This window comes from Aquiflexum gelatinilyticum (genome assembly GCF_024813435.1).
In the GTDB taxonomy this organism is placed as follows: Bacteria; Bacteroidota; Bacteroidia; order Cytophagales; family Cyclobacteriaceae; genus Cognataquiflexum; species Cognataquiflexum gelatinilyticum.
This window is the reverse complement of sequence record NZ_JANAEZ010000005.1, coordinates 152,525-176,737: the sequence shown is the minus strand read 5'-3', so window position 1 is coordinate 176,737 and position 24,213 is coordinate 152,525. Positions and strand designations below refer to the sequence as shown.

The window sequence follows — 24,213 nt, the reverse complement described above, 5'->3', positions numbered from 1 at the left end:
GATAAATTATAATAAACCCAATGCTTTTTCCAGATCCACTTTGGCGATCAAAGCATCATAAAGCGCTGAAAAATAGTTTGTTTCGGCGTCCTTCAGGGCTGAATCAGCCTCTACCACTTCAAGGTTTGAACCAACGCCTTCATCGTATTTTATTTTTGACATCCTAAAGACCTCCATAGCAAGTTCCCTGTTTTCTTGCTGGACTTTCAATGCCTGAATGTTATTCTCGAGGTTGGTTCTAGCTTGGAATTTTTCTACCTCGATATTGCTTTCCAAAAACAGTTTTTGGTTTTCCAACTGACTCAGCTGTGCTCTTTTTTGTTGGATTTGAGAGCTTTTCAACAAACCGTCAAAAATCGGAATACTCAATCTCAATCCTATAAATGCGCCTGTAAACCACCTGTCATTTTCCCAGATCAAACCAGTAGACTGTGCAGCGGCGTTTCTTTGGTAAGTACCAAAAAAATCTAGATTTGGGATATACTGTGAGGTGGTGTATTTGATATCCAACCCAACCAAATCAATGTTGGTATTGATCTGATCCATTTCTACCCTACGGGTACCTTCAAATGCGAACAGTTCATTGATTTCTTGGGGACTGTTCAGATCAGAAAGGCTTTCAGCCAATTCAATGTCAAATTCCATAGGAAGTCCCATTTGAAGCTTCAGGAGTTGGACGCTGATATCCCGGGCAGCATTGACCCTATCCATTTCGGTCAAAAGGTTATTTCGCTGAACCCTGATCCTGGAAACATCAATTTTCTCAGAAAAACCAGCTTCAAACAATGCCTGGGTCTCTTTTAACAATGTGTCCAATCTTCCAAGGTTGGCGCCTATCAGGCGGCTGCGCTGTTCATTGACCAAAACTGAGAAATAAGCTTTCTTGATAGTTTCCTTGACATCAATTTCACTCTTTTCCTTGTCAAATTCTGTCAACATCTTATATGTACGAGCGGCTTTTAATCCCACAAAATAGGATCCGTCAAAAATCATCTGATTAAGTTGGACCACCAACGCCGAACTGTAATTGACACCAAATCTTAGTGGAAGGACATCAGAATCGATATCCGGCTGTTGAAATCCTCCTTCGTTTGGCACAAAAACAATCGGAATTGCGGCATTGTGCGTGATGTCATAGCTACCCGTAATCTGGGGTAATCCGGCCGACCGGCGTTCTACAATCTGTGCTTTGGCAATCATGGTCTCCAACTGTGCGTTTTTCGCATCCACGTTGTTTTCCAGGGCATACCGCAAGCTTTCTTCAAGTGTCAACTTCAGGACCTGATCAGATTGGGCATGTCCTTCAATCAACATAGCACAAAGGAATATCCCTATTCCTAAGAACTTTTTGGCTGTGGTTTTCATTGGTTTTCGTTTTTCTGTTTTAAGTATGCTTCTCTTCCTTTTTCTGTAAAAATTCCATATAGAAAGTGTTCGAAAATTTCTATCTGCAAATCGACCATGTTGTATTTTGATGGGGGAAATTTTATCGGATCAAAAGTGATCATCATCTGTTCCAATCTCAGTAAGGCTATAATCTCATTGTTTATTTCAGGCCTGAAAAAACCCTCTTCTTTTCCTCTTTCCAAAACATTGACCACTTCCTTAAAAATATGGCTGTGTTTGAAATCTTCGAACAATTGCCAGCATTGTGGAAAATAGCGCTGCAGTTCATTCATGACCAATGGATTGATATCTGCAAAACGCTTTCTCATATAAGTGGAAAGCCCCACTAGGTGCTCAATAATCCCATCATTTATTTTTGGGAGTATTTCCATCATACATTTGTCCTTCTCTAATGAGGCTGAAAATGTTTCATATACCAATTGGTTTTTATCTGCAAACTCCTGATAAATGGTTTTTTTCGACATCCCAGCTTGACGGGCGATATCATCCATTGTCACGGACCTTACGCCAAAACGCATGAACTGCTCTGCCGCAGTTTCAATTATCTTATTTCTTGTCTCCAAATTTTCCATAATTAGGATACAAAACTCAGGAAACTATTTGAATGTTCAAAGTTTCTTAAGTTTTTTTTGAAATAATATTTTGAAAAACCTAAGTTTGATTGGATACAAAAAATAAAAAAAACCAATTTTATCATTTATACAGAATTATATACTTAAAAAACATTTTTTTATAAATTAATTATTCACAAAAGTTACCTTTGATTATATTTTATTTTAAATAAAAAAATGAAATTTCTGGAGACTACTTTTGGCCATTTGGCTTACAAAAAACATGGAACCGGTCAAAATATCTACTTACTTTTTCATGGATTTGGCCAAAATATGAAAGCATACGATTCATTTTTAGCCCTCAGAAGGGAAACCGACACTTATTTGGTTTTCGATATGTTTTATCATGGACAGAGCAGTTGGAAATCGGTCAACCAAAAATTAACAAAGGCAATCTGGAGAGAAATTGTACTTCAATTGATGCAAAAAGAAAAGTTCGAAAAATTCCATCTTGTCGGATACAGCATGGGTGGCAAATTCTGTCTGATCACGTATGAGTTGTTTCCAAATTTTGTCCAATCACTTCTCTTGATGGCTCCTGATGGAATCAAAACCGGCTTTTGGTACAACATGGCAACATTTCCGGGATTTTTAAACAAGGCATTCAGGCATGTTGTTTTTCACCCTGAACGGTTTTTTAAGACGATGGATTTTTTCCACAGCTTGGGATTTCTCCAAAGCAGCTTGATTAAATTTGTAAAATCTCAAATGAATACGAGAACAAAGAGGGCACAAGTATATTTTACCTGGAATGTGTTTAAACCACTCCGTCCTGATTTGGGGCTAATCATCAAAACTATCAGGATGAACCAGACACCCATTTCATTATTCACAGGTCAATTTGATAAAATGATCACTTCGGATAACCTCAGCAGGTTCAATTCCAAAATCCCACATCTTTTGATGTTTGAATTGAATTCAGGTCACAACATCTTGATTGAGGAAACTTTTAATTTCCTTTCTTCAAAAAATCAGATTCCCTGAAAAATCTATAAAAGACAAGAATAAATAAGGTTTCATTCGTTAGTATGAATATAAAAAGCAAAAGCGGCTTGATTGCCGCTTTTAACTTTTACTTTGTAATTATTAGTAATTCTATTCTCAATACATCGGGAATTCTTTCATTAAACCTTCAAATGCATCTATCATTTCCCATTTTGGAATGTAGGATGTATGCTTCATCCTCGCACTCACAGAACCGCTTTGGATGAACTCCAGGGCAGCTTTCAATCTCTTTTCTTCTTTGTCATCCCAATTCCTTGCAGGATCGTCCCCAACTGTAAAATTGACAGGGAATCCGTCAAAATACTCAGCCCTTCCTTCAGAATTGGCTATGGCAAAAGTTATGGGTACCAATTCGACATCGTTGCTGCTTAGATTTCTATTGAAGCTTGACAAAGGAAATGACCCTACAGGTTTACCATAGGTGTTATCGCCAATCAAAACCAGATCCATATAAGGGTCTAGACAATTGACCAATAACTCAGAAGCTGAGGCTGAACCTCGTGAAGTAATGAATATAACACGGTCAAGGTTGAGATTTCCTTTCTTGGAAAAATTCACAGTCCGGTTGTTTCCGAATTTATTACCATTGTGTTTGTTGGTATACATTACTCTTCCATTGGCACTTGAAGGAGCGATATAATTCAAAATCTGCTCAGTCACAGCTACAGATCCTCCTCCATTGTACCTCAAGTCAATAATCAGTTCATTGATACCTTCAGCAATAAAGTAATTGAACAAATCCTCCACTTCTTGACTTCGGGTCGGACTAAGACCTGCAGTTGCTTTGAAGCTTTGATAAACCCAATGACCTACCTTTTTCGAGCCGACTTCATATACATTTTTGTATAAAACAGAATTGGTCTGAAATGCTCCCTTCTGGATAGTTCTTGTTGTCTCAGTTCCGTCAGGAAGTTTGAATTTGAAGGTATTGGTTACTCCAACTTCATTGGCCCCCAAATTAAAAGAATAACCTCCTGTGCTTGTTTTATAGTCAGATATTGGCTTTCCGTTTATCTGGGTAATCTGCCATCCTCTTTTCCAACCATCCTTTCCCGCAGGTGCTTCATCATAAACAAAGGCAACGAATAACTTTTCATCCTGATCAAAAGCGAAACTGAAACCATGTGCGCCTGAAGCTTGTCCTGTAAATGCCGCGTCAAATGCTGCTCTGGTAGTGAGGTAAGACCATCTATCCAATGGTTTGAACATCAATTCATCCAAAACAGCTTGGTTGGAAGCGAATTTTGAAACATCAAGTGTCTGAGGTAGCTCGGATTCCCAATAGTACCACTCTTTCAAGCTTTCAAAAATCGCTTTTTTGACAACATCTTCTTGTACTATAGCAGGAATTTCTTCTTCTGGGTTACAGGCGGGAAACAGCATGACAGCGACCATGAAAATTCCCCAAATGGATAATCTTACTTTTGACATAAACTTAACTAAGATGATTTTTTGGATATACGTAATTCTGAGCCAAAATGGTTTAAATCACAAAATCATAAACTTTTACACCTGACCACTTGTTCGAGTTTTTCTCAATAAATGCCAAATGCATCGGATCAGTCTGATAATAATTCTGGTCTTCGATGCTCTTAAAAAACAAAGTACATGCTACTTGGTAACTATGGTCGACCACATCTCTTGCTTCGGTGGGTGCCGGAACACCCATGTAGAAATTATCCACGGTCTTGCATTTTCCAAGCACTGAGGCCTCTTTCATAAAATCTTTTGTGTCTACGCCATCTTTCAACCAGAAAAACACCTGGTGGATCATTTTTTGTTTTGTTTCTTGTTCTGCCATAAGTGAAATTGGTAAAGTTGCTGCCGCTCCGGCAACGGTTAAGGTTTGGAGAAATTTTCTTCTGGATTTCATAAGGGTAATTTAAAGGTTTAAAGATAAAAATTTAAATTGCTTCCTGAAATTGACATCCAAAATAATCGGTTAGCATGAAATATAATAAGTTTGGGAAAACAGGATGGTCAGTCTCTGAAATATCCTTAGGCACTTGGCAGGTCGGCGGAGGATGGGGAAATCTATTTGATAAAAAGCTTGCCAATCAAATCATCCACGCAGCAATAGATCAAGGAATCAATTTTATTGACACCGCCGATGTATATGATAATGGATTGAGTGAAGCAGCAGTAGGCAAGGCTATTAGGGAAAGTTTAGAAAGGATATTTGTAGCTACAAAATGCGGAAGACAAATCCAACCGCATGTTTCTGAAGGATATACACCAAAAAATCTTAGAGCATTTGTAGAAGCTTCCTTGAAAAATACAGGACTTGAAGCCATTGACCTCATACAACTTCATTGCCCTCCTACCAATGTTTACGGACGGAATGAAATTTTTGAATTATTTGAAAAACTTAAAGAAGAGGGTAAAATTCTAGCTATGGGAGTAAGTGTAGAAACTGTCGATGAAGCTTTGGCGGCAATGAAATACGATATCGTTTCTTCCATTCAGGTTATTTTTAATATGTTCAGAATCAAGCCCTCTGAAACGCTGTTTTCTCATCCTGATATTGAAAACTTTGGGATAATTGCCAGAGTACCTTTGGCAAGTGGCCTCTTGACAGGTAGACTGACACTTGATACTGTTTTTTCCAAAGAAGATCACCGACAATTCAATCGGAAAGGAGAAGCTTTTGACAAAGGAGAGACTTTTTCAGGAGTAGATTATAAAAAAGGACTTCTTGCAGTAGAAGAATTAAAAGAAATATTCCGAGGCAATGAATCTTTAGCGTCATGGGCTATCAGGTGGATACTAATGTTTCCTCAAGTCAGCACAGTAATTCCAGGTGCTTCCAAAATCGATCAGGTTCTTTCTAATGTCAAAGCTTCTAATCTTCAAGAGATTTCGTCCAAGGAAATGGAAGCTGTCAAAAATATTTATGACAAATATTTCAAGGCAGACATACATCATTTGTGGTAAAGTTCGACGGAGTTTTTCCAAAAGCAAATAAGAGAAACCTTTATATCCAAATTGATCAAATTGTTTACTGTAAACTGAACACAATCAACTGTACAAATGGCTAAGCGAGTACTTATCATCACTTATTATTGGCCACCTTCTGCGGGTTCGGGCGTACAGCGATGGTTGAAGTTCGCAAAGTATTTACCTGAATTTGGTTGGGAACCGGTCATCTTCACTCCCGAAAACCCTGATTTTGAACTCAAAGATGAAAGTCTTGAAAAAGAAATCAGTCCTACTTTAGAGGTACTGAAATTTCCGATATGGGAACCATATGGTCTTTTTAGAAAGATAAAAAAAGAGCAATTGGCTGACACTTCAAAAGTCCTTGAAAAGAAGAAAAAATCTTTCACTGACAAAGCCGGAATCTGGCTTAGGGCTAATGCTTTGATTCCTGATCCAAGAAAATTCTGGATAAAACCTTCGGTAGAATTCTTGACTGAGCTGATTGAAAAAGGGCAATTTGATGCCATTATCACTACAGGGCCACCACATAGTTTGCATTTGATAGGATTAAATCTCAAGCGAAAAACTGGCATCACCTGGATTGCGGACTTCAGGGATCCTTGGTCCAAATGGGAGTTCCTAGATACAATGCCCATGTTGGATTGGGTACGAAAAAGGCATGAAACTTTTGAAAAAGAGGTGCTAAGTGAAGCAGATTCCATTATGACTATCAGCCCAACTTTTCAAAAAGACTTTGAAAATCTTTCGGGTAAAAAAATCCACCTATTGACCAACGGATTTGATATGACCGATTTACCCGAAAATTGGTCCGCTTTAAAGCCCTCTGCAAATGGTCTTGAAATACTTTATACAGGTGTGATTGATGCGATCCGCAATCCTATTCCTTTTTTAACAGTTTTGAAAGAAGTCTTCGAAAAGAAATCAGTAAAAGTTAATCTTCGATTTGTAGGCAAAGTTTCCGAGAATGTCAAAAGTGAAATTGAATCAGATTCTTGGCTTAAAGAACATGTGATATTGGAAGGGTATGTCACACATGAGGCTATTTTTAAGTTTTACCAAAATGCCCATTTGCTTCTTTTGATCCTGACCGATACCAAAAATGCCCAAGGAAACATTCCCGGAAAACTTTTTGAATATATAGCTACAAGGAGACCCATTATAGCTTTGGGAGATCCTGATGGTGATAGTGCCAAAATATTATACAATTCGGGTTCGGGAAATGTTTATACCCATAAAGATATAAAGGGAATACGTTCTTTTATGCAAGATTTCCAACCAAAATCTGACTTTAGTGAATCCAGTTCAATCGAGAATTATTCCAGAAAAAAGCTAACCAAGCAACTCGCCAAAATATTAGATGAAAAAGCCGATTCCGTTTCTTGACCTGAGTTTGATTGACCTGGAACTGAAGTCTGCTTTGGAGCGGAAATTTTCAGACATGTTATCCAAGGGAATATTTTCCGGTGGAAAGGAAGTGGAGTTGCTTGAAAAAAATCTTTGTCTTTTCCTAGACACAACATGTGCCGTTGTTCCTTGTTCAAATGGAACTGATGCCTTAGAAATCGCTCTCCGTGCTATAGGGATCGGGAAAAATGACGAAGTGATTGTACCTGCCTTGACTTGGGTTTCCACTGCTGAAGCAGTATCGATGGTAGGAGCAACTCCTGTTTTTATTGATACGGATTCTTCAGGACTGATGAATTTGGAATTGTTGGACAGTGCCTTGAGTCCTATGACAAAAGCAGTGATCGGGGTTCATCTTTATGGGAAAATGTTGGATATGGAAAAACTTGTATCATGGTCCAAATCTAAGGGAATCAAGGTAATTGAGGACAATGCACAGGCTTTTGGAGCAATTCAAAAAGGGAAAAGTGCCGGTTGCTTTGCTGATATAGGATGTTTAAGTTTTTATCCAACCAAAAACCTTGGAGCACTTGGAGAGGCCGGTGCACTGATTACTCAAGATGAACAGCTCGCCATGAAAATAAGAATGCTGATCAACCATGGCCAAATCAGCAAAGACCATCATGAAATTCTCGGCAGAAATGCCAGAATTGACACCATTCAAGCAGGTTTTTTAAATGTAAAAATGAGTTTTTTTCAAACTTGGCAGCAAAAAAGAAAAACCTTGGCCGGTGTTTATCTTAAAAAACTATCAGGTGTAGGAGACATTATTCTACCTGAGACAATTTTGGCTCCTGACCATAATGCCCATTTATTTGTAATACAAAGTGATTATAGGGATGCATTAAGGCAGTATCTGGAAAACAAGGGAATTGGAACAGCCATCCATTATCCAACCATAGTCCCAAAAATGAAACCTTATTCTTTTCAAGAGGAATACAAAGTCTCAGAAAAACTTTCCAAAACTGTACTCTCTCTTCCTTTGAACCCATTTTTGGAGGAAAATGACATTAAGAATATCAGTGCAGGAATCAAAAATTTTTACTCCAAAATCTCATAGGTTATCACCGGCTTTTCCCTATTTTTTAAATCAAAAGATCCGACTTTTTCAAAGTGGAATGAATTTTTGGCAGATTCGTAGCATGCTTCGCTCACCAAAATCTGTCCTCTATTTGCAGCTGCCTGCAATCTTGCTGCCACATTTACCGTATCCCCGATGACGGTGTAATCAAGTCTTTTTAGCGTGGCAGATCCAATATTTCCCCAAACCATGTCTCCTGTATTGATTCCTATAGAAACATCAGGTTTATAGGTACCTGATTCGATTCCGATTTTGGCTTCATGGATTTTGGACCTAATCGAAGAACAAGCTCTGATACCTTTCTCCAAATGTCTTTCACCTTTGAAGGTAGCCAATATGGCATCTCCCATAAATTTATCCACAACACCTGATTCTTTGATGATTTCTTGGACCATGATATCAAAATAGGCATTCAACATGCTCACAACCCTGTCAGCAGGTTCATTTTCACTGATGGCCGTAAACCCACATATGTCAATAAAAACCACAGTTCCTTCTTCTATTTCATTATCGAAAAAGGAGGATTCAGCATCCTTTCCCACCATGAAATTTAAAACTGTTTCATCAACATACATTTTGAGGATGTTGTTTTCCTTTATCGCTTTTATTGTCTCTTTGATACCCTGTACATGTTTTATTGTCCTGTCGATTGTGATTTCAAGGTCTACGAAATTGACAGGCTTTGTCACAAAATCAAAGGCGCCTCTATTCATGGCAGTCCGGATATTGTCCATATCACCGTAGGCTGATACAATTACAGATTTCATCAATCCATTCAGCTCATTCAGTTTGGAAAGAAGCGTCAAACCATCCATTTCAGGCATATTGATATCACTCAATACTACATCCACATCCTTATGCTCATGGAGTTGTTCTAGCGCATGCCTACCATTCAGCGCAAATACAAATTCATATTCATTCTGCCGAATTTTCTGCCTAAACTTCTGTTTGATCAAAATCTCCAAATCAGCCTCGTCATCAACTACTAATATCTTTGCCATAATAAATCAATGATTTAAGTTTTCATCAAATTCCGAATTTCCTCTTTAAGAGATTCAAAATCAATTGGTTTTGTGAAAAATTCCTTTGCGCCGGATTTGATTGCTTTGTTATAATTATCGCTGTCCCCATAAGCAGAAATCATACTAACGTTGATCTGTGGAAAGCGATCCTTGATTTTTTCCAATAATTCTAGGCCTGTCATTCCCGGCATATTGATATCTGAAAATACGTAGACAACATTTGGAGGGTCTGATTCCTCTAATATTTCCAATGCTTCTGCACCTGAAAAAGCGAATACCAATTCCAGATTTTCGGTACGTGTTTCCTTTCTGAATTTTTGCCTAAAAAGCATTTCGACGTCTTTTTCATCGTCCACAATCAGTATTTTCATAACAATCTAAATTATTGAATCTTTGGAATTAAAATAATAAATCTGGTGTAAACTCCCACCTGAGAGTCTATTTCCAGAACACCCTCATGGTCTTTAATTATATCGTGTGTGATGCTCAGGCCAAGTCCCGTTCCCTCTGTCCCTTTTTTAGTCGTGAAAAACGGCATCAGCAACTTATCACGAATATCATCCGCCACACCTGGCCCATTGTCCTCAACTACAACCATAACACTGTCATCAAGGTTTTTGGTACTCACAGAAAGTTTAGGGAGATAATCTTTACCAATTGCTTCAATTTTATCCCGCATTGCATCAAATGCATTTTTGCATAGATTCAAAATTACCCTACTAAAGTCCTCAGGATTGAGCATCACTTTGGCAAGGTTTTCTTCTAATTGGACTTTTATATCCACATTGATCGGATTCTTGCTTGCCCGCATTCCATGAAAAGCTAGATTGACATATTCCTTAATCAATTCATTAAGATCTGTCGGTTCCTTGATTCCTTTTCCACCCCGTGAGTGCATCAACATCGACCTTACAATGCCGTCAGCACGTGACCCATGTTGCAAAATTTTGGCAAGGTTTCCGTTAACTTCATCAAGAAGGGAGTTGATTTCTTCCTTAATTTCAACCTGTTCCAACTTCTCGACAGCTTCTTTTATTTCACCGACATATTCAATACTCAGCTCTGAAAAATTATTAACAAAGTTCAAAGGATTTTTAATTTCATGGGCTATTCCTGCTGTAAGCTGCCCTAGACTGGCCAATTTTTCCTGTTGGATAAGTTGCTCTTGCGTGGCTTTTAAGTTTTCATAAGCCTCTCTTATTTCATTTGCATGTTCCAATTCTCTTTCTCTAGCTTTTTCTCGTGCCTTAGCTATTAATCTCCTTCTCTGGTAGCGGTCAATCAAGTAAATTATGAATCCAATTATTGTCAGGTATACTAGATAGGCCCACCAGGTACCGTACCAAGGTGGAAGAATGGTAAATGAATATGTAACCTCTTCACTGACTGAATTATAAATGTTTTTTGCTCTCACCCTGAAGGTGTAATCCCCCTTACCTAGGTTGGTATATTCTTTGTATGAGTTTGTTCCCCAATCTGACCAATCTTTGTCAAAACCTTCCAAAAAGGTTTGAAACTCAATCCGATCCTCTTGTTCAAAAAACGGGGATGCATAATCAAACCTCAAAGAATTAATACTATTTTTAATTTCTGACTTTAGGGATCCGGAAGATTCATTCCACTCTAATAAATCCGGACCTGCTTTTACCTGCCTCATTAGAATTTTAAAATCCCTGGATTCGTTTCCACTGACTTTCTCATCCAACCTTATCAATCCATTACCAGTTCCCATCCACACGATCCCGTTTTCCTCAAAATAAAAAGACAAAATCACCTCACCTCCAAACATATTTGCAGGGCTATCTACGATTTTATAGCTCCCATCAGGTTGCGGTTCTGCTATAGCTTGCTTTTCCTCAAATTGAATCCAGACTCTTCCCTCAACATCTTCCTGAATAAATGCTTCTTCTGGTGCTACTTTTCTTGAATCAATACTGAATACACTATCAATTTGAAATTTTTCAGTTTTGGTATCAAACGTATAGAATCCTGAGGCTGCAGGAAAATAAACTTTGTCTTTTACCTCTAAGACAAAACCTGAACCGTCCTTAAGGCCTTGCTCAGGGCCAAAATTTCGGATTTTTGATTTTTGTATATCTAAATTTCCAGAGGAATCCTCTTCGAATTCGACTTTGAATACCACTCCGTCTTGAGTACCGACCCATATTTCCCCTCTTGAATTTTGGGCAATGGACCATATTTGATTTTGGAGTAAAGGGACTTTTCCCAAATTCTCCCAAATGGTTTTGCCAGAATCCAAATTCCTTTTAAATATAACTAGACCTTCATTGGTTCCTGCAAACAAATAATTCGGACGATTGGGTGAAATCGATAATGAAAGGGCTTCAAATCCTAAATCAGTCCCTTCAATTTGGATAAGTTCTTGGTCTCTTATGATGAACAATCCCTTAGTGGGCACTATCAAATCCTCACCATCCCTCAATAATTGAAAAATCTGGGTATTGGGAACTCCAAGAATCTTGTTAAAACTTTTGGTTTTATTTTCAAATTTAAATAGACCTGTGGCTGTTCCTGTGTAGAGATTTCCTTTTACACGTGCCATTGACAAAACACCACTATTAAGGCCTGATTGCTTGGTAAATCTTGTGGCAGGTGAAGATGCCTCGACTCTTGCTATTCCGTTTTCACTACCCAACCATAAAGTGCCTGATTTATCTAAATAGGTGGCATAAAAAGATTCATCTAACATTCCTGTCTCACTATTGATGATTTTTTGGACTTCACCATCCTTGTTTACAATCACCAAACCTTCTCCTAACAATGAAAAAGCCAGATTTCCGTCAGGAAGAGAAATTCCTTTATAAATAACAGAACCGTTTTTTACAAATGGGTCAATTTCTGATTTGAAAGGCTGAAATTTTTCTCCATCGTAAAGTATAAACCCACTAAAAAACATACCAAAAAGATACTTTTTTTTGCCTTCAGGACTTTCACCAAGAGGTACCATGACTTGTACTCTTTCATCCCCCAAAATTTCACTGCCCTCTATAAATTCTAACTCTTCTCCAACAACTTTAAATAGACCTTTTCCAAGTTCATGAACTATAACCTCTCCATCCTTGTCAAATGCATACATAAATGAGGTCTCAGGTTTCCAGATTTTAAATTCCTTCGCTGTATTATCTTCATTAAGTTCCAATCTAAATAGAAATTCTCTTGCCTGTCCAAAAATTTTGTTGCCTGAAAAAACCAAACTCCAGATATCTCCATATAGGTCTTCCTTATTCGAAAAAATAGACTTCAGGGATTTTGGCCTAGTAAACCCAAATGGGTCAACTTCCAAATAACCAAAATCACTTCCTCCAAAAAACACTTTCCCGTTTGGATCTTTTCCCAAAAATCGGACATTAGAGGACCCGAATTCTTTAAGCAAATCAACCTTTCTCCAAGAAACTCCATCAAATTCCACAATACCATTAGAAGTACCAAAGTACATGATCCCTCTATTATCTTCAACTGCGCTCCAAACCTGATGGTGGCCTTTGTACACATTGGGAGGATAGGCTTTAATGGGTGGAATACCAATTTCAATATCGGATTGAGCTATTCCGGGAAATTGGATTAAAAGAAAAAAAAATAAAATGAAAACCGGTAAATAAAATATGCTACAAAAAGAGTTATTCGGGCGAAAGGCTTTTTTCATATTATGACAAAGGTCAATTATTAATGTAAAATACAAATTCTATTCGATATTTTGAACATCCTTTGTTTTTAACTCAATTGATGTATCGCTAACTCAATACTTTAAACAAATTCTAGATAAGGATAAAATGTATTCCTAATGCCCCGTTGGTAAAGTAATTACAAAATGAGTTCCTCTTCCTGCTGCACTTTCTACATTTAATTCTCCTCCATGTGCTTTTACAATGTCATACGAAAGGGATAAACCCAAACCCGTCCCCTGTCCTGTTGGCTTTGTGGTAAAGAAAGGTTGGAAGATTTTCTCCTTTATGTCTTCAGGAATACCCGGTCCGTTGTCGGAAACAGTGATTTGTATTTTTTTTCCAAGTTTCTTGGTAGAAACGGTTACTGTGGGTTTCAATTCCGGATTCTTTATCCTGTATTCAGAGTTTCCGCATGCATAAAATGCATTGTTGATCAGGTTTAACAATACCCTTCCGATGTCTTGTGAAACAATATTTACTTTCGGTAATGAAGCATCAAAATCCATTTTAAAATCGGCGTTGAAACTTTTATCCTTGGCCCTCAAACCATGATAGGATAATCTCAGAAACTCATCTGCCAATTCATTGACATCGGTCAGCTCCTTTTGGCCGGAACCTGTCCTGCTGTGTTGCAGCATTCCTTTGACGATGCCATCTGCCCTCTTGCCATGATGGGCTATTTTTCCCAAGTTTTCTTTGATGTCTTTTAATATTTCATCTATTAATTCTTCATCTCTGGCTTCTTGTTTTTTACTTCTCTCCTCTTCGATCTCTTCGATCAGTTCATTACTGACTTCCGAAAAGTTATTCACAAAATTCAATGGATTTTGTATCTCGTGGGCGATTCCGGCAGTGAGCTCTCCAAGAGAAGCCATTTTTTCTGCCTGAATGAGTTGGGATTGGGCAGCTTTAAGTTCGCTGAGGGTAGTTTCCAATTCTTCTTTTTGTCGAGTGAGAGCGGCAGTACGTTCCGCAACCTGGATTTCAAGCTGGGCCTTGAGAGCTTGACTCATCTGAAACTCTTTCTCTTTTTCGAGCGCTTTCAATCTTTCTGCATCAAGTGCTTTTTTCTGTTTTCTACCTGTCCACCATACAGAAATAGCCCATATAAAAGCAAAGAATTCAGCTGTCTCAAAGTAAGTGTCAATTTTACCAAAAAAATCAGGTGCCAGATTTTGAATCAACTGTCCGGCAGAAGTGATAATAAAATAAGGCAGAACAGCATAGACGAATGATTTCCCTTTAGAAAATCCGGGTACCCTATAGACCAAATAACTGAGGGCGGCAAATAATGCTATGGTCAATACAGTGAGTAGAAAATCCGGAAGCAGATGGGTGACTTCCAAAAAAATAAGAGCAACTCCTATCCCGATTCCAATTTTTAGTAATTTCTCCCATTTGGCAAAATCAGCCGTTAAATCTCTATTCTTCCTGAGATAGTTTAAAATAAAGATTGAAATAATATTTTCTAAAATCATATTTCCTTGTGTGAGGTAATTTTTTTAAGATATTCAAAAACCAAACATACTGACTAACAAATTATTTTTTTGCAAAATTTTTACTGACAGAATTACGAATTCCAAGGAAAAACCGGTATCTGAAATCCCAATCCTACTACCGGAATTAATTTGGATTTACGCCTTAAATATCAATCTAGACAGGTAAAGTTATAATAAACTCTGTCCCTTCTCCTTCTTTAGATTCAACAGCAATTTCTCCTCCGTGGGCTTTGACAATATCATAACTTAAACTCAAACCCAATCCTGTACCTTGACCTGTGGGTTTGGTGGTGAAGAAAGGTTGGAAAATCTTATCTTTGATAGAATCAGGAATACCCGGTCCGTTATCCTTTACTGAAATTTCGATTTTATCTCCTTTATTTTTGGTGGTGACAGTTACAAGTGGTTTGTATCCAAGACTAGGGTCAATAGATTTTTTTATACTAAACTCATTGTTATTCAAAGCCTGAAAAGCATTACTTATGATATTCATCAAAACTCTTCCAATATTTTGGGGAATGACATTGACTTTAGGCAGGTTTGGATCAAGGTCTGTTCCAATGGCTATGGTAACAAAATCACCGTTTGCTGATTTATCCTTTGATTTAATTCCATGATAAGAAAGCCTAAGGTATTCTTCACATAATGAGTTGATATTTGTCGGTTCTTTTTCTCCTGTACTTGGCCGGCTGTGGGCAATCATGCCTTTGACAATAGCATCGGCTCTCTTTCCGTGGTGGGTGATTTTATTCAGGTTGGTTTTGACATCTTTCAAAACTTCACTGATAAAAGCTTCACTTCTTTTATCTGCACTTTTAGCCCTTTCCTGTTCAATTTCATCAATCATTTCGCTACTTACCTCTGAAAAATTATTTACAAAATTTAATGGATTCTGGATTTCATGGGCAACCCCTGCGGTCAGTTCGCCAAGAGATGCCATTTTCTCAGATTGAATCAATTGGGCCTGAGCAGATTTCAGTTGGTCAAAAGCAGATTCAACTTTTTCTCTTTGGGCGTGGATTTCTTCTTTTTGGGCTTGAAGTAAGTGATTTGCCTTTTGCTTGCTGAGGTTGTTTTTAAACAGAGAGATACTGATGATGATAAACATCAGCAATCCTCCCAATGAGGCAAAGATGATTATCCTTTGGTTAAAAACTGCAGCATTTTTTAAATCTGTATCTTTTTGAAGAAGGGCTATTTCTGCCTCTTTTTTATCCAATTCAAATTCGAATTGAAGTTGTTGGATCATTTTTTCAGTACTCGATTTTGCAATTTCCTCCTTTACAGACTTTGCATTGATTTCATTTTCATAGGCAGCTTTATAGTCTCCCACAAAGGCATGTATTTCCGAAAGGTTTAGATATACCTCAACCAATTCGTTTTTTGCATCTATCTCTTTGGCTATGATTTTGGCTCTTTCCAAAGTACTGACGGCACTCTCAAAATCTTCCCTTTTCCTTTGTGTTTTGGCTAATCCTATCAAGCCTTGTGTCAGCTCAAATTTTGCATCCAAGCGTTCAGAGATTTCCAATGCCCGTCTGTGAAAACCAAATGCTTTTTGAAAATTCCCCAATTGCGCATTGATTTCACCTAATTGAGTGAGTGGAAATGTCGCGTCAAGAGTACCATCGCAAAGTTCTAAAGCTAATTGATGAAAATATATTGCAGAATCATACTTAGATTTTAAAAAATAAACCTCTCCAATATTCATAGCTGCAGTTGCTTTCCCCTGCTCTGATTCTGTTTCCTGAAACACTTTTAGGGATTTTTTGAAAAAACCCAATGATTCGTTGATAGTGTTTGGGTTTTTTTGGTAGACAGTCCCAATATTATTCAAAGAAGTCCCTATCCTCAGTTTGTTGTCAAGTTCCTCTGATAGTTTGAGGGATTCAAAATGAAGTTCTAAAGCCCTGGTACTGTTTCCCAACAAAAAATAAATGGAACCTAGATTGCTTAAAATATTTGCTTCACCTGTTTTATCATTGATGTCGTGAAAATTTTTCAATGCTTCTTGAAAGCTCAAAATACCTTCCTGAAAACTACCCTGCTGGGCATATGCCCTTCCTTTTGCATTGTAAGCATTTGCAAGACCCTTTTTGTAATTTAATTTATTTCCCAAAGAGATGGCTTCATCGAAGTAAAATATGGCTTTATTTATATCTGAGCCTAAAAATTCGAGACCCAATTCCAAATAGTGAGAGACTTTTACACTGTCATCATTGAGTTTTTCTAGAGAGTTAAGCAAACTATCTGACCTGTAGGTCTGCCCAACACTATGCCAAACAAATACTAAATAAAACAATGGAAAAAGAAGGATGTATTTAAAAATCGTCATATTTCGGTTCATATACCTAAGAGAATACTAATAACAGCACTTTTGTCAGAACGGATATTTTTTCCTCATTTTACACTTTTAAAAATATCATTTAATTAACCAAAATCCAATCATGTCATTTTGCAAATGATTTTGAGTTTAAAAATATGTTTTTCCTCCTTCCACCATATATGAAAAAAACATCTGTTTTCTATTCAATTGAATTCACTTAGGACTTTCGTGAATTGAATGTGGTCGATTTTTAACAAACCTAAGACCAATTTAATCTATGCTTTCAAAATATCTAATGATCTAACTATTAATCAATGAAGCATTTTACCAGACAAAAAGGCATAAAATCATTTATGGTTCAGGGATAGAAATGAAAATCATTTACAACTGGATTTTTTTATACAAAACTCAAAAAGAATAAATCTTCTTTCACTTTGAAATTAAAACATGATTTTCGAAAGAATATTAATGTTTACCGTCAAACCTGAGATTTACATCCTTTTGATCCATTTGGCAAACTGACTGATTTTGGTTAAAACAAAAAGAAATGGAAGTAACTTCCATTCCCTTTTGCTTTGTTGAAATTGAATTTTTTACTGAGTCTGTTTGATTACCCGTATGGATTTGACACCATCCAAAGTTTGGATATTGATAATATAGAAACCAATGTGCATTTGTGAGAAATCCAATTCCAAACGGCCTTCATTTCCATACCAAACCTGAGGTAATCTATGGCTTCTACCCATCGCATCCAATATCACCAATGAAGACTCACTTGGCTCTTCATTGACCAGACCCCTAAGGCTTAAATTCATTCTGTCTTTTACAGGATTAGGATAAGCCTTTATTTGACCTGAAGTTTCATCTTGCTCAAGTTTAGAAACACCTTCAGAAACTGACAACTCTGTGAGAGATTCTCCTGACAAAGGTTTTGTTCGTACTGATTCAAATGAAGTAAGCAAAGGACGAACAGCAATTGCCTGTGCCACCCAATGTTCTGCCAAAGAAGCGGTTGCACGTAAATCACCTGTTTCTCCCGCCTCACTTTGAATGAAGTATGACATCATATTAGAGGTCAAACCTTGTTGATTATTAGGATCATCATATACCTCAATGGTTCCAACAGGTGACGTCCATGTGGCATTCTTCTTATTTGTGTAGAACAGCATCACCATAGTATTACATTCCTCTGTGGTCAATGACGGTGCAGTTGCAACAAATCCCTGAGAACCTGACAAACCACTGAATGCTGCTATGGGTCCATCCGGATGATTGATATCCGCACCGCGAACCCTTGAAATTCCCATTGTCCATTTTGGACTTTGATTGATTCTGAATCCATAAGTTTCAGGCTCATTGTTACTTGTTACAACTTTGTAATAAGTTACCATTGCCACTTGGTTTAACTGATCGATCCTTTGGATGATTTTCCAACTATTATCAGGTGGAGACACAGATGGCGCCCTACCTTTTTCAAACATTAAACCTACTATCAACAAATCTCCTGTTTGGGTATTAGCTGGCCTTTTTATGGTTGCGGGATTAGTTGAATTTCCACTTCCCATGGCTGTTTCAAAATCACCCATTTCAGGTGCTTCATTGACACAACCTACAATTACCAAGGTGGCATATTCAGAACTTGCAGAATTGTAATTCTCATTTCCTCCAAAACTGGCAATCACACGATAGGTACCCGGTAATACAGGTGCAGAAGAGGTTGGTCCATATTTGGTTTCGCCTGTTCCTTCATACTCCAAAGTAATTAAGCTTTGATCAAGTACATCCTCCATTCCGCCTACCCCATAAGCAAACGCAGTCGCTTCCATCGGTTGCCCATCAAACTCAAACACTCCCCCTGTTACAGAAACATTTGGCGTAGCTTTCCCTACGTTTAACTGACCTCTAGTAATCGTTCCAAGGATATAGTTAGAAGTTTCAAAAAGGCTTACTGTAGGATCAATCTCATAAAGTCCTGCTGCGATTAACCCACTTCCGGGGAAGGATCCTCCATCTTTTAATAACGAATAATTAATAGATTCAATGATTGATTCCTGATTTTCTTCTTGGATCACTTCATTTCCTTCATTATCTATGAACCTTGTACTTACCTCAAATCCTTCGAATTCAGTAGAGAATTCAGGTGATTCATCACCATACACAATCACATCTGGATTAGCTGATGTTGTTGCTATAAGAGTGGCAGGTGTAATTGAAAGGTCCGCAGGCAGGTATCCAACTCTATAATTTCTTGACTCAAAGGTTCCTGGAATAATAAAATGTTCCCCTACATCAGTTCCTGTCACCATGTTTACAGAGAAAAATTCAAGGTTGAAATCATCATCACTCTCAACGACCTCTTCACCGAAATCATAATATTTGATTCCATCTTTTTCCACTTCTTCTGCGAGTTCAAGGTCTTTTTCACCAAAAATCACCAAGGTATTATCATCCTCCCCTTCTCCTTCACCACCAGAGCTGTTGATTATGGTTCTTGAATTGAAGATGGTCCGACCATTGAGAATAGTACGTGCATTAATGATAGTCCTACCATTGATAATTGTTCTACCATTTACAATAGTACGTGCATTTAAAATTGTTCTGGCATTGATTATAGGTCTACCATTGATGCTTACAGTTTTTAGTTCCTGATTTTCTTGATCATCAAGATATTCCAAGAATGAATCTGCCGGAACATCAAAGGCAGAATTAATAATCGGCCTGCTATTGAATATGGTGCGAGCATTGAAAATAGTTCTAGCATTTATCATGGTTCGTGAACTGACCATGAAACTCTTATTGTTGAAACTAGCCTTATTGAAAATTGTCCTACCGTTAAAAATCCCCAATGGAAGGCTGTTGTCATCAGGCTGTTTTGCAATTGCAAGATCTTCGAAATATTGATTGAGAATGGCATCCTTTATACTTTGTACATCAACTATTTTTACCTTACCATCAGATTCAATGACGTCTTGAGGAATAATTACCTCAAATTTCAAAGCGTCACTGATTGACTCTCCGTACTTCAATGCAGATTCACCTGTCAAATCTAAAGGCTTGATGGTAATCGGTAATGGCTCTACTGTGATTATCCCAGGACCATAGTTTCCAAAAGCATTATTTGTACCATCGTAAAATAAATCCCCGTCTTCTTGAACTATTCCTACATAATTGAAAAAGTCAGAGAAAGCAACGCTCGTTTGAGGATGAGAAGCTGTAATGATATATGTACCTACCTCTGCTAAATCACCTTCGATTGGACTAGTTAGTGTCAACAGAACTAAAGGACTTCCTTCCGATAAGGGACTCAAAGTAATTCCAACATCTTCAAGCGTGAGTGTACTCAGAACCCAATCATTATCAGCTCTTTCGTATACCCTAGCTGAAAATGGCTCCAAAATCTGAGCATATTTCTTTGTTTGGTTATCAGCCTTGATAGCAATTGTTTTTTTAACTATATCAAAGAAATAGACAGGCCCGGCTGTTCCACCATCGAGTCCGCTATCCGAAATAGCATTATTAACTACAGTTACGCCAGGGTTCCCTTCAAATTCCGGAATGGTCACCTCCAAGAATCCTGCTCCAAATTCGTCTAATCCATAGGTGGCATTTAAGATTTCATCTCTCAAATAGACATTGGAACCTTCGTATAAGTTGGTGCCAGTTATTTTCAATTTGAACTCAACTTCTCCCGGATTTACTCCTTCATCATATACTAGTTCTATGTTTTCAGGATTTGGTGCAGCAAGAAAAAGTAAAGCCCTATCCGCACGTACTAATCCGGAACCAGACTTAATGTCAAAACCTGTTTCATGCATGTCTTGTGAGGTAGTTTTTAACACTCTCCTAATATCTGCAGGTAAACTTGTTCCGGTCCCTCCTAACCAATCCGTAGGGTTAGTTGTCGGGTAATATTTTAAACGTGCTTGCTTCACCAAAGCTGCAACTGCCGCTACATGTGGAGCTGCGGCTGATGTTCCAAAGAAGTTTGGAAAACCATCACCTTCCAAATCCGGTGCCCCTAGGTCCACCGTAGTGTTTCCACCATTTGGACCTGTGAAATCCGGTTTGTCCCGAAGTTCTCCATTGGTAATTGTTCCTCCTCTTGAAGAGAAAGTTGCTACTGTGAATGGGTCAGTTCCGCTCGGTACGAGGGTTGGACTAAATCCAAAAACCGAGGTATTGGCATAGAGTACTGCACCTACTGTCATGGCACCGGCTGCATTTGCATGGCCTACAACTGTCGAAGCATTTATTCCATTCGGATCATTAGGATCAAGTTCTCCCCTGAAGACCACATATTTAAACTTAATCCCCCTATTTGAATCCAAATCTGTACAAGTCTCACATTCACGTGCAATCAAAAGATCTACTGTAGTTGGCTCTGAAATGGTGAAAGATAGGATTTCAATTGGGTCACCGTTTGCGTTATTTCTGTTAAATCCAAAGAGTGGTGCACCAAAATCTTTAAGATAAATATCAAGGTCATATAAGCTTCCGATTTGGTCGACAGAATAGAGTGGATCATCCCATTGAAGTGCAATCATGTAAACTGCCGGACTATTTTGACCGGGGAAGACTTTGATCGACTGTGTAATATTACCATCACTAAATTGATGAATCCGGCCACCATCTACCCATTCATCATCATTAAGAGGCAAATTGACTGACGGGTCTTTAACAGGATTAAATGTTCCTTCGAAAGATTTACTTCCAAAATTTCCTGCAGAGGTAAAATAGGAAACGCCATTTGCAACTACTTCATTTACTGCTTTTGCTACTTTCCCGTCGCTAAAGAATGGTTCTGTTACATAAGTAATATCATCCACAATAATATCACTTCCTGCTGCGGCTAAGTCACGGATTCCTTGGGCAAAATCACCTGAAGTGATAACTCCCGTACGGAAACCTAACTGCGCACCAGGTGCAACATCATGAACAATTTGAAGCATGGCACGGCCCTCATCAGAACCTATCCCAAACCTACTAGGCATATCTCTATAAAAATAAAGACTTTCCGGTAGGTCTCCGTTGCTTATATCTGCCGCCAAGGTATTGACACCTCCATCATTTCTTGTGGCATAGCTATCAGAAAGCAAACCAATTTTAATTCCTGAACCATCTATGGCTTGATCACCTTCAAAATGAACATAACCTGCTCTAACTAGATTGGAACGCATTACCCTATCTCCTTGAGTAGTGGTCGCTCCTTTATTGGGAACACCGGGAATTGCAGGACGAACAGAGTTGATGACATCCGGAAAATTGTTTAATTCCAATAACTTTTCAATTGGAAGAAATCCTGCAATGATAAGGGAATTAGGATCTTGCTTAAGTTCCGATTCATCAGGAGTAACAAAATTTAAACTTAGTAAGGCTGTTTTTGCTTCGTTAAACTTGTTTTTGAAGTAAATAACCTCGACGAGGACCTCATTTCCACTGATGTAAAATACTTCATTGGATCCAACAGTCTGGCCTTGTTTGAAAATTTCATAAAGGGCTTTCAATTCAGAGCCTATAGGTTCATACACCTTACCTTGGGAGCAAATACCGAAGATCTGACGGTCGTTGACTTTGATCTTCATTATTTCAGTTTTGCCGCAACCACCTGTTGCAGTAACTTCAATAACATCTCCATCTGTAACTAATATAGACTCCGGTGTTTCGATAATATTTCCTTCGCGCTTGAAAATCAATTCTCCAAAACTGACCCCTGCAAATTCAAATAAATTTGCGATTGCTGTATTACCACCATTCTCTGTACTACAAAGGGTTCCATCAACTACTTCTAAGATTGGTGGAGTGGTCAGGGTAACATTCAAACTACAATGTGTTGGGCCGCAGGAACCTTGGTTGCTCACTTCTAAAGAGACTGTCCCGGAAGACACCCAATTAACAGTGATCGACTTGCTACCCTGCCCTTCGACGATTTCACCACCTGAAACTGACCAATTGTAATTATCGGCATCTACTGCTACTGAATAAGAAGCTGAAGAACCAGCGCAAACTTCTGCATCACCTGTGATAGCGCAGTCAGGGTCCAAGTCTATGGAGGTAGAAGCCGCTTGCACTGAACGATCCTGACTTCCTATTGATTTTCCATTCAATGAAACCACTCTTGTATGATATGGAGATCCATTAATACTTGAAGCCGAGTTTCCTTCACCCCAATCAGTAGCACTTGCAATATGTCCACCCCAAGCAATTACTACAGAATTGTTTGTGCCTGACTGTGTTCCGGTCGCGGTAAATGCTATCCTCAGGCGAGTGATGGCTGATGTTGAAGAAGGACTTTGTTGAATTACATAACTTATCGTTCCAAATTTTCCACCATAGATGGCCAACCTTCTTTCAGATTCAGGTATGAGGTTAAAGCTAGATGCCGGCAATCCATTTCCAGACCCCGGAACAGGAATCTGAACATATTGATATTGATTTGATCCAAATGGAATACCCGGAACAGGTTCAACATCCTCACATATTCTGTTAAACCCTGTTATATAGTCAATGGCACTTTTCCCATTGGTTCTGGTATCCCATTCTATTTCAATAACACCTTTATAGCCGGACTTGATTTTAGAAATGGTTAGTCTGTAAGGTATAGATTGACCCTCAAAAAAGTGGCTATTGGCATTATTGGAGTTACCGGTAGCCCAATTTACAGGACTTATGGGATCACTTTGGATACCTCCATTTTGACCTTGTTCTAGTTTGACAGTTTGGGCATGTGAAAAATTTGCCGAAAGTAGCAATAATATCAACAGCAAATTGCTGAATTTTGATAGCATCCGCATTGGAAAGTTGTTTAAAATTGAAGAGTTAAAATTCAAGTAATCTTAAAAGAATTGGTTAAGTTATTAGGTCAATCCAATAAATAACAATCTGTCGCTTTTGGATTATGAAGTGCAAATAACTTCTAATAAAAAGGACTTTCCAATATACGAAATTACTTTTAAAAAAATTATCCTACTAAAAATAGAGAAAAAACGGCTTGTTTTATAATGAGAATTCAAATAAAATTAAATCACTAAAAAATTTAACTATTTATATTATTTATATCTAAATTAAAATTATAAAATTTTATTCTTTGGTTATTTTTGTATCAAAATATGTAATATAAATAAATACACAAAGCCAATTTTTTTTGATTTAAGAAATCCTTTTTGGAAAAATTTAAGATTTTTTTTGAAGGATTGAAATTAGCAAGAAAAGACCCAAAATAAATTAGGTAATGG

At 37.9% G+C, this 24,213-nt stretch carries 14 protein-coding genes; 4 read left to right on the top strand and 10 right to left on the bottom strand.

Annotated features, from left to right (window positions below):
• Nucleotides 1–6 precede the first annotated feature (6 nt).
• Both NK987_RS12825 and NK987_RS12820 read right to left on the bottom strand, forming a co-directional pair.
• On the bottom strand, nucleotides 7–1,365 hold the full coding sequence (locus NK987_RS12825) for a TolC family protein (protein WP_259264169.1): 1,359 nt from the start codon (nucleotides 1,363–1,365) through the stop codon (nucleotides 7–9).
• Complete coding sequence (locus NK987_RS12820) at nucleotides 1,362–1,979, bottom strand: TetR/AcrR family transcriptional regulator (RefSeq protein ID WP_258423234.1); 618 nt, start codon at nucleotides 1,977–1,979, stop codon at nucleotides 1,362–1,364. Before NK987_RS12820 ends, NK987_RS12825 begins: the two co-directional genes overlap by 4 nt.
• A 216-nt stretch (nucleotides 1,980–2,195) precedes the next feature.
• On the opposite strand from NK987_RS12820, the gene NK987_RS12815 reads away from it, so the two are divergent.
• Nucleotides 2,196–3,002 (top strand): alpha/beta hydrolase, encoded by an 807-nt coding sequence (locus tag NK987_RS12815; protein ID WP_259264168.1) that lies wholly within the window; start codon nucleotides 2,196–2,198, stop codon nucleotides 3,000–3,002.
• Between the two features lie 117 nt (nucleotides 3,003–3,119).
• Here the strand turns inward: NK987_RS12815 and NK987_RS12810 are convergent, their stop codons facing one another.
• Together NK987_RS12810 and NK987_RS12805 are read right to left on the bottom strand one after the other, a co-directional pair.
• Entirely contained in the window at nucleotides 3,120–4,454 is a 1,335-nt protein-coding gene (locus NK987_RS12810; RefSeq protein ID WP_259264167.1) for a S41 family peptidase, read from the bottom strand.
• Nucleotides 4,455–4,506: 52 nt separating this feature from the next.
• Nucleotides 4,507–4,896 carry a Dabb family protein gene (locus NK987_RS12805; protein WP_258423237.1) on the bottom strand — a complete coding sequence of 130 codons (390 nt, stop codon included), beginning with the start codon at nucleotides 4,894–4,896 and terminating at the stop codon, nucleotides 4,507–4,509.
• Nucleotides 4,897–4,970: 74 nt separating this feature from the next.
• Between NK987_RS12805 and NK987_RS12800 the strand changes: the two genes are divergently transcribed.
• From NK987_RS12800 to NK987_RS12790, 3 genes are all read left to right on the top strand, one after another.
• Nucleotides 4,971–5,957, top strand: coding sequence for an aldo/keto reductase (locus tag NK987_RS12800; RefSeq protein WP_259264166.1), 987 nt, complete (start codon nucleotides 4,971–4,973; stop codon nucleotides 5,955–5,957).
• A 96-nt stretch (nucleotides 5,958–6,053) separates the two neighbouring features.
• Nucleotides 6,054–7,346 carry a glycosyltransferase family 4 protein gene (locus NK987_RS12795; protein WP_259264165.1) on the top strand — a complete coding sequence of 431 codons (1,293 nt, stop codon included), beginning with the start codon at nucleotides 6,054–6,056 and terminating at the stop codon, nucleotides 7,344–7,346.
• Nucleotides 7,321–8,427, top strand: a complete 1,107-nt coding sequence (locus tag NK987_RS12790; protein WP_259264164.1) for a DegT/DnrJ/EryC1/StrS family aminotransferase — start codon at nucleotides 7,321–7,323, stop codon at nucleotides 8,425–8,427. The genes NK987_RS12795 and NK987_RS12790 overlap by 26 nt, the downstream gene beginning before the upstream one ends.
• Here the strand turns inward: NK987_RS12790 and NK987_RS12785 are convergent.
• From NK987_RS12785 to NK987_RS12760, 6 genes are all read right to left on the bottom strand, one after another.
• Nucleotides 8,409–9,449 carry an adenylate/guanylate cyclase domain-containing protein gene (locus tag NK987_RS12785; RefSeq protein WP_258423241.1) on the bottom strand — a complete coding sequence of 347 codons (1,041 nt, stop codon included), beginning with the start codon at nucleotides 9,447–9,449 and terminating at the stop codon, nucleotides 8,409–8,411. The two genes, NK987_RS12790 and NK987_RS12785, sit on opposite strands and share 19 nt — an antisense overlap.
• A gap of 14 nt (nucleotides 9,450–9,463) precedes the next feature.
• Nucleotides 9,464–9,841 (bottom strand): response regulator, encoded by a 378-nt coding sequence (locus NK987_RS12780; RefSeq protein ID WP_258423242.1) that lies wholly within the window; start codon nucleotides 9,839–9,841, stop codon nucleotides 9,464–9,466.
• Nucleotides 9,842–9,852: 11 nt separating this feature from the next.
• A complete protein-coding gene (locus tag NK987_RS12775) occupies nucleotides 9,853–12,981 on the bottom strand; it encodes a sensor histidine kinase (protein ID WP_259264163.1) in 3,129 nt (1,042 codons plus the stop codon).
• A gap of 288 nt (nucleotides 12,982–13,269) precedes the next feature.
• On the bottom strand, nucleotides 13,270–14,634 hold the full coding sequence (locus NK987_RS12770) for a sensor histidine kinase (RefSeq protein WP_259264162.1): 1,365 nt from the start codon (nucleotides 14,632–14,634) through the stop codon (nucleotides 13,270–13,272).
• A 175-nt stretch (nucleotides 14,635–14,809) separates the two neighbouring features.
• Entirely contained in the window at nucleotides 14,810–16,990 is a 2,181-nt protein-coding gene (locus tag NK987_RS12765) for a tetratricopeptide repeat-containing sensor histidine kinase (protein ID WP_259264161.1), read from the bottom strand.
• A gap of 584 nt (nucleotides 16,991–17,574) precedes the next feature.
• Nucleotides 17,575–23,772, bottom strand: coding sequence for a S8 family serine peptidase (locus NK987_RS12760; protein WP_259264160.1), 6,198 nt, complete (start codon nucleotides 23,770–23,772; stop codon nucleotides 17,575–17,577).
• Between the last annotated feature and the right edge of the window lie 441 nt (nucleotides 23,773–24,213).

Excerpts from the sequence above, each read along its gene's own strand:
- NK987_RS12760 (WP_259264160.1), bottom strand. The coding sequence starts at position 23,772 with ATGCGGATGCTATCAAAATTCAGCAATTTGCTGTTGATATTATTGCTA.
- NK987_RS12790 (WP_259264164.1), top strand. The coding sequence starts at position 7,321 with ATGAAAAAGCCGATTCCGTTTCTTGACCTGAGTTTGATTGACCTGGAA.
- NK987_RS12825 (WP_259264169.1), bottom strand. The coding sequence starts at position 1,365 with ATGAAAACCACAGCCAAAAAGTTCTTAGGAATAGGGATATTCCTTTGT.
- NK987_RS12770 (WP_259264162.1), bottom strand. The coding sequence starts at position 14,634 with ATGATTTTAGAAAATATTATTTCAATCTTTATTTTAAACTATCTCAGG.
- NK987_RS12795 (WP_259264165.1), top strand. The coding sequence starts at position 6,054 with ATGGCTAAGCGAGTACTTATCATCACTTATTATTGGCCACCTTCTGCG.
- NK987_RS12820 (WP_258423234.1), bottom strand. The coding sequence starts at position 1,979 with ATGGAAAATTTGGAGACAAGAAATAAGATAATTGAAACTGCGGCAGAG.
- NK987_RS12785 (WP_258423241.1), bottom strand. The coding sequence starts at position 9,449 with ATGGCAAAGATATTAGTAGTTGATGACGAGGCTGATTTGGAGATTTTG.
- NK987_RS12805 (WP_258423237.1), bottom strand. The coding sequence starts at position 4,896 with ATGAAATCCAGAAGAAAATTTCTCCAAACCTTAACCGTTGCCGGAGCG.
- NK987_RS12800 (WP_259264166.1), top strand. The coding sequence starts at position 4,971 with ATGAAATATAATAAGTTTGGGAAAACAGGATGGTCAGTCTCTGAAATA.
- NK987_RS12815 (WP_259264168.1), top strand. The coding sequence starts at position 2,196 with ATGAAATTTCTGGAGACTACTTTTGGCCATTTGGCTTACAAAAAACAT.
- NK987_RS12810 (WP_259264167.1), bottom strand. The coding sequence starts at position 4,454 with ATGTCAAAAGTAAGATTATCCATTTGGGGAATTTTCATGGTCGCTGTC.
- NK987_RS12780 (WP_258423242.1), bottom strand. The coding sequence starts at position 9,841 with ATGAAAATACTGATTGTGGACGATGAAAAAGACGTCGAAATGCTTTTT.
- NK987_RS12765 (WP_259264161.1), bottom strand. The coding sequence starts at position 16,990 with ATGACGATTTTTAAATACATCCTTCTTTTTCCATTGTTTTATTTAGTA.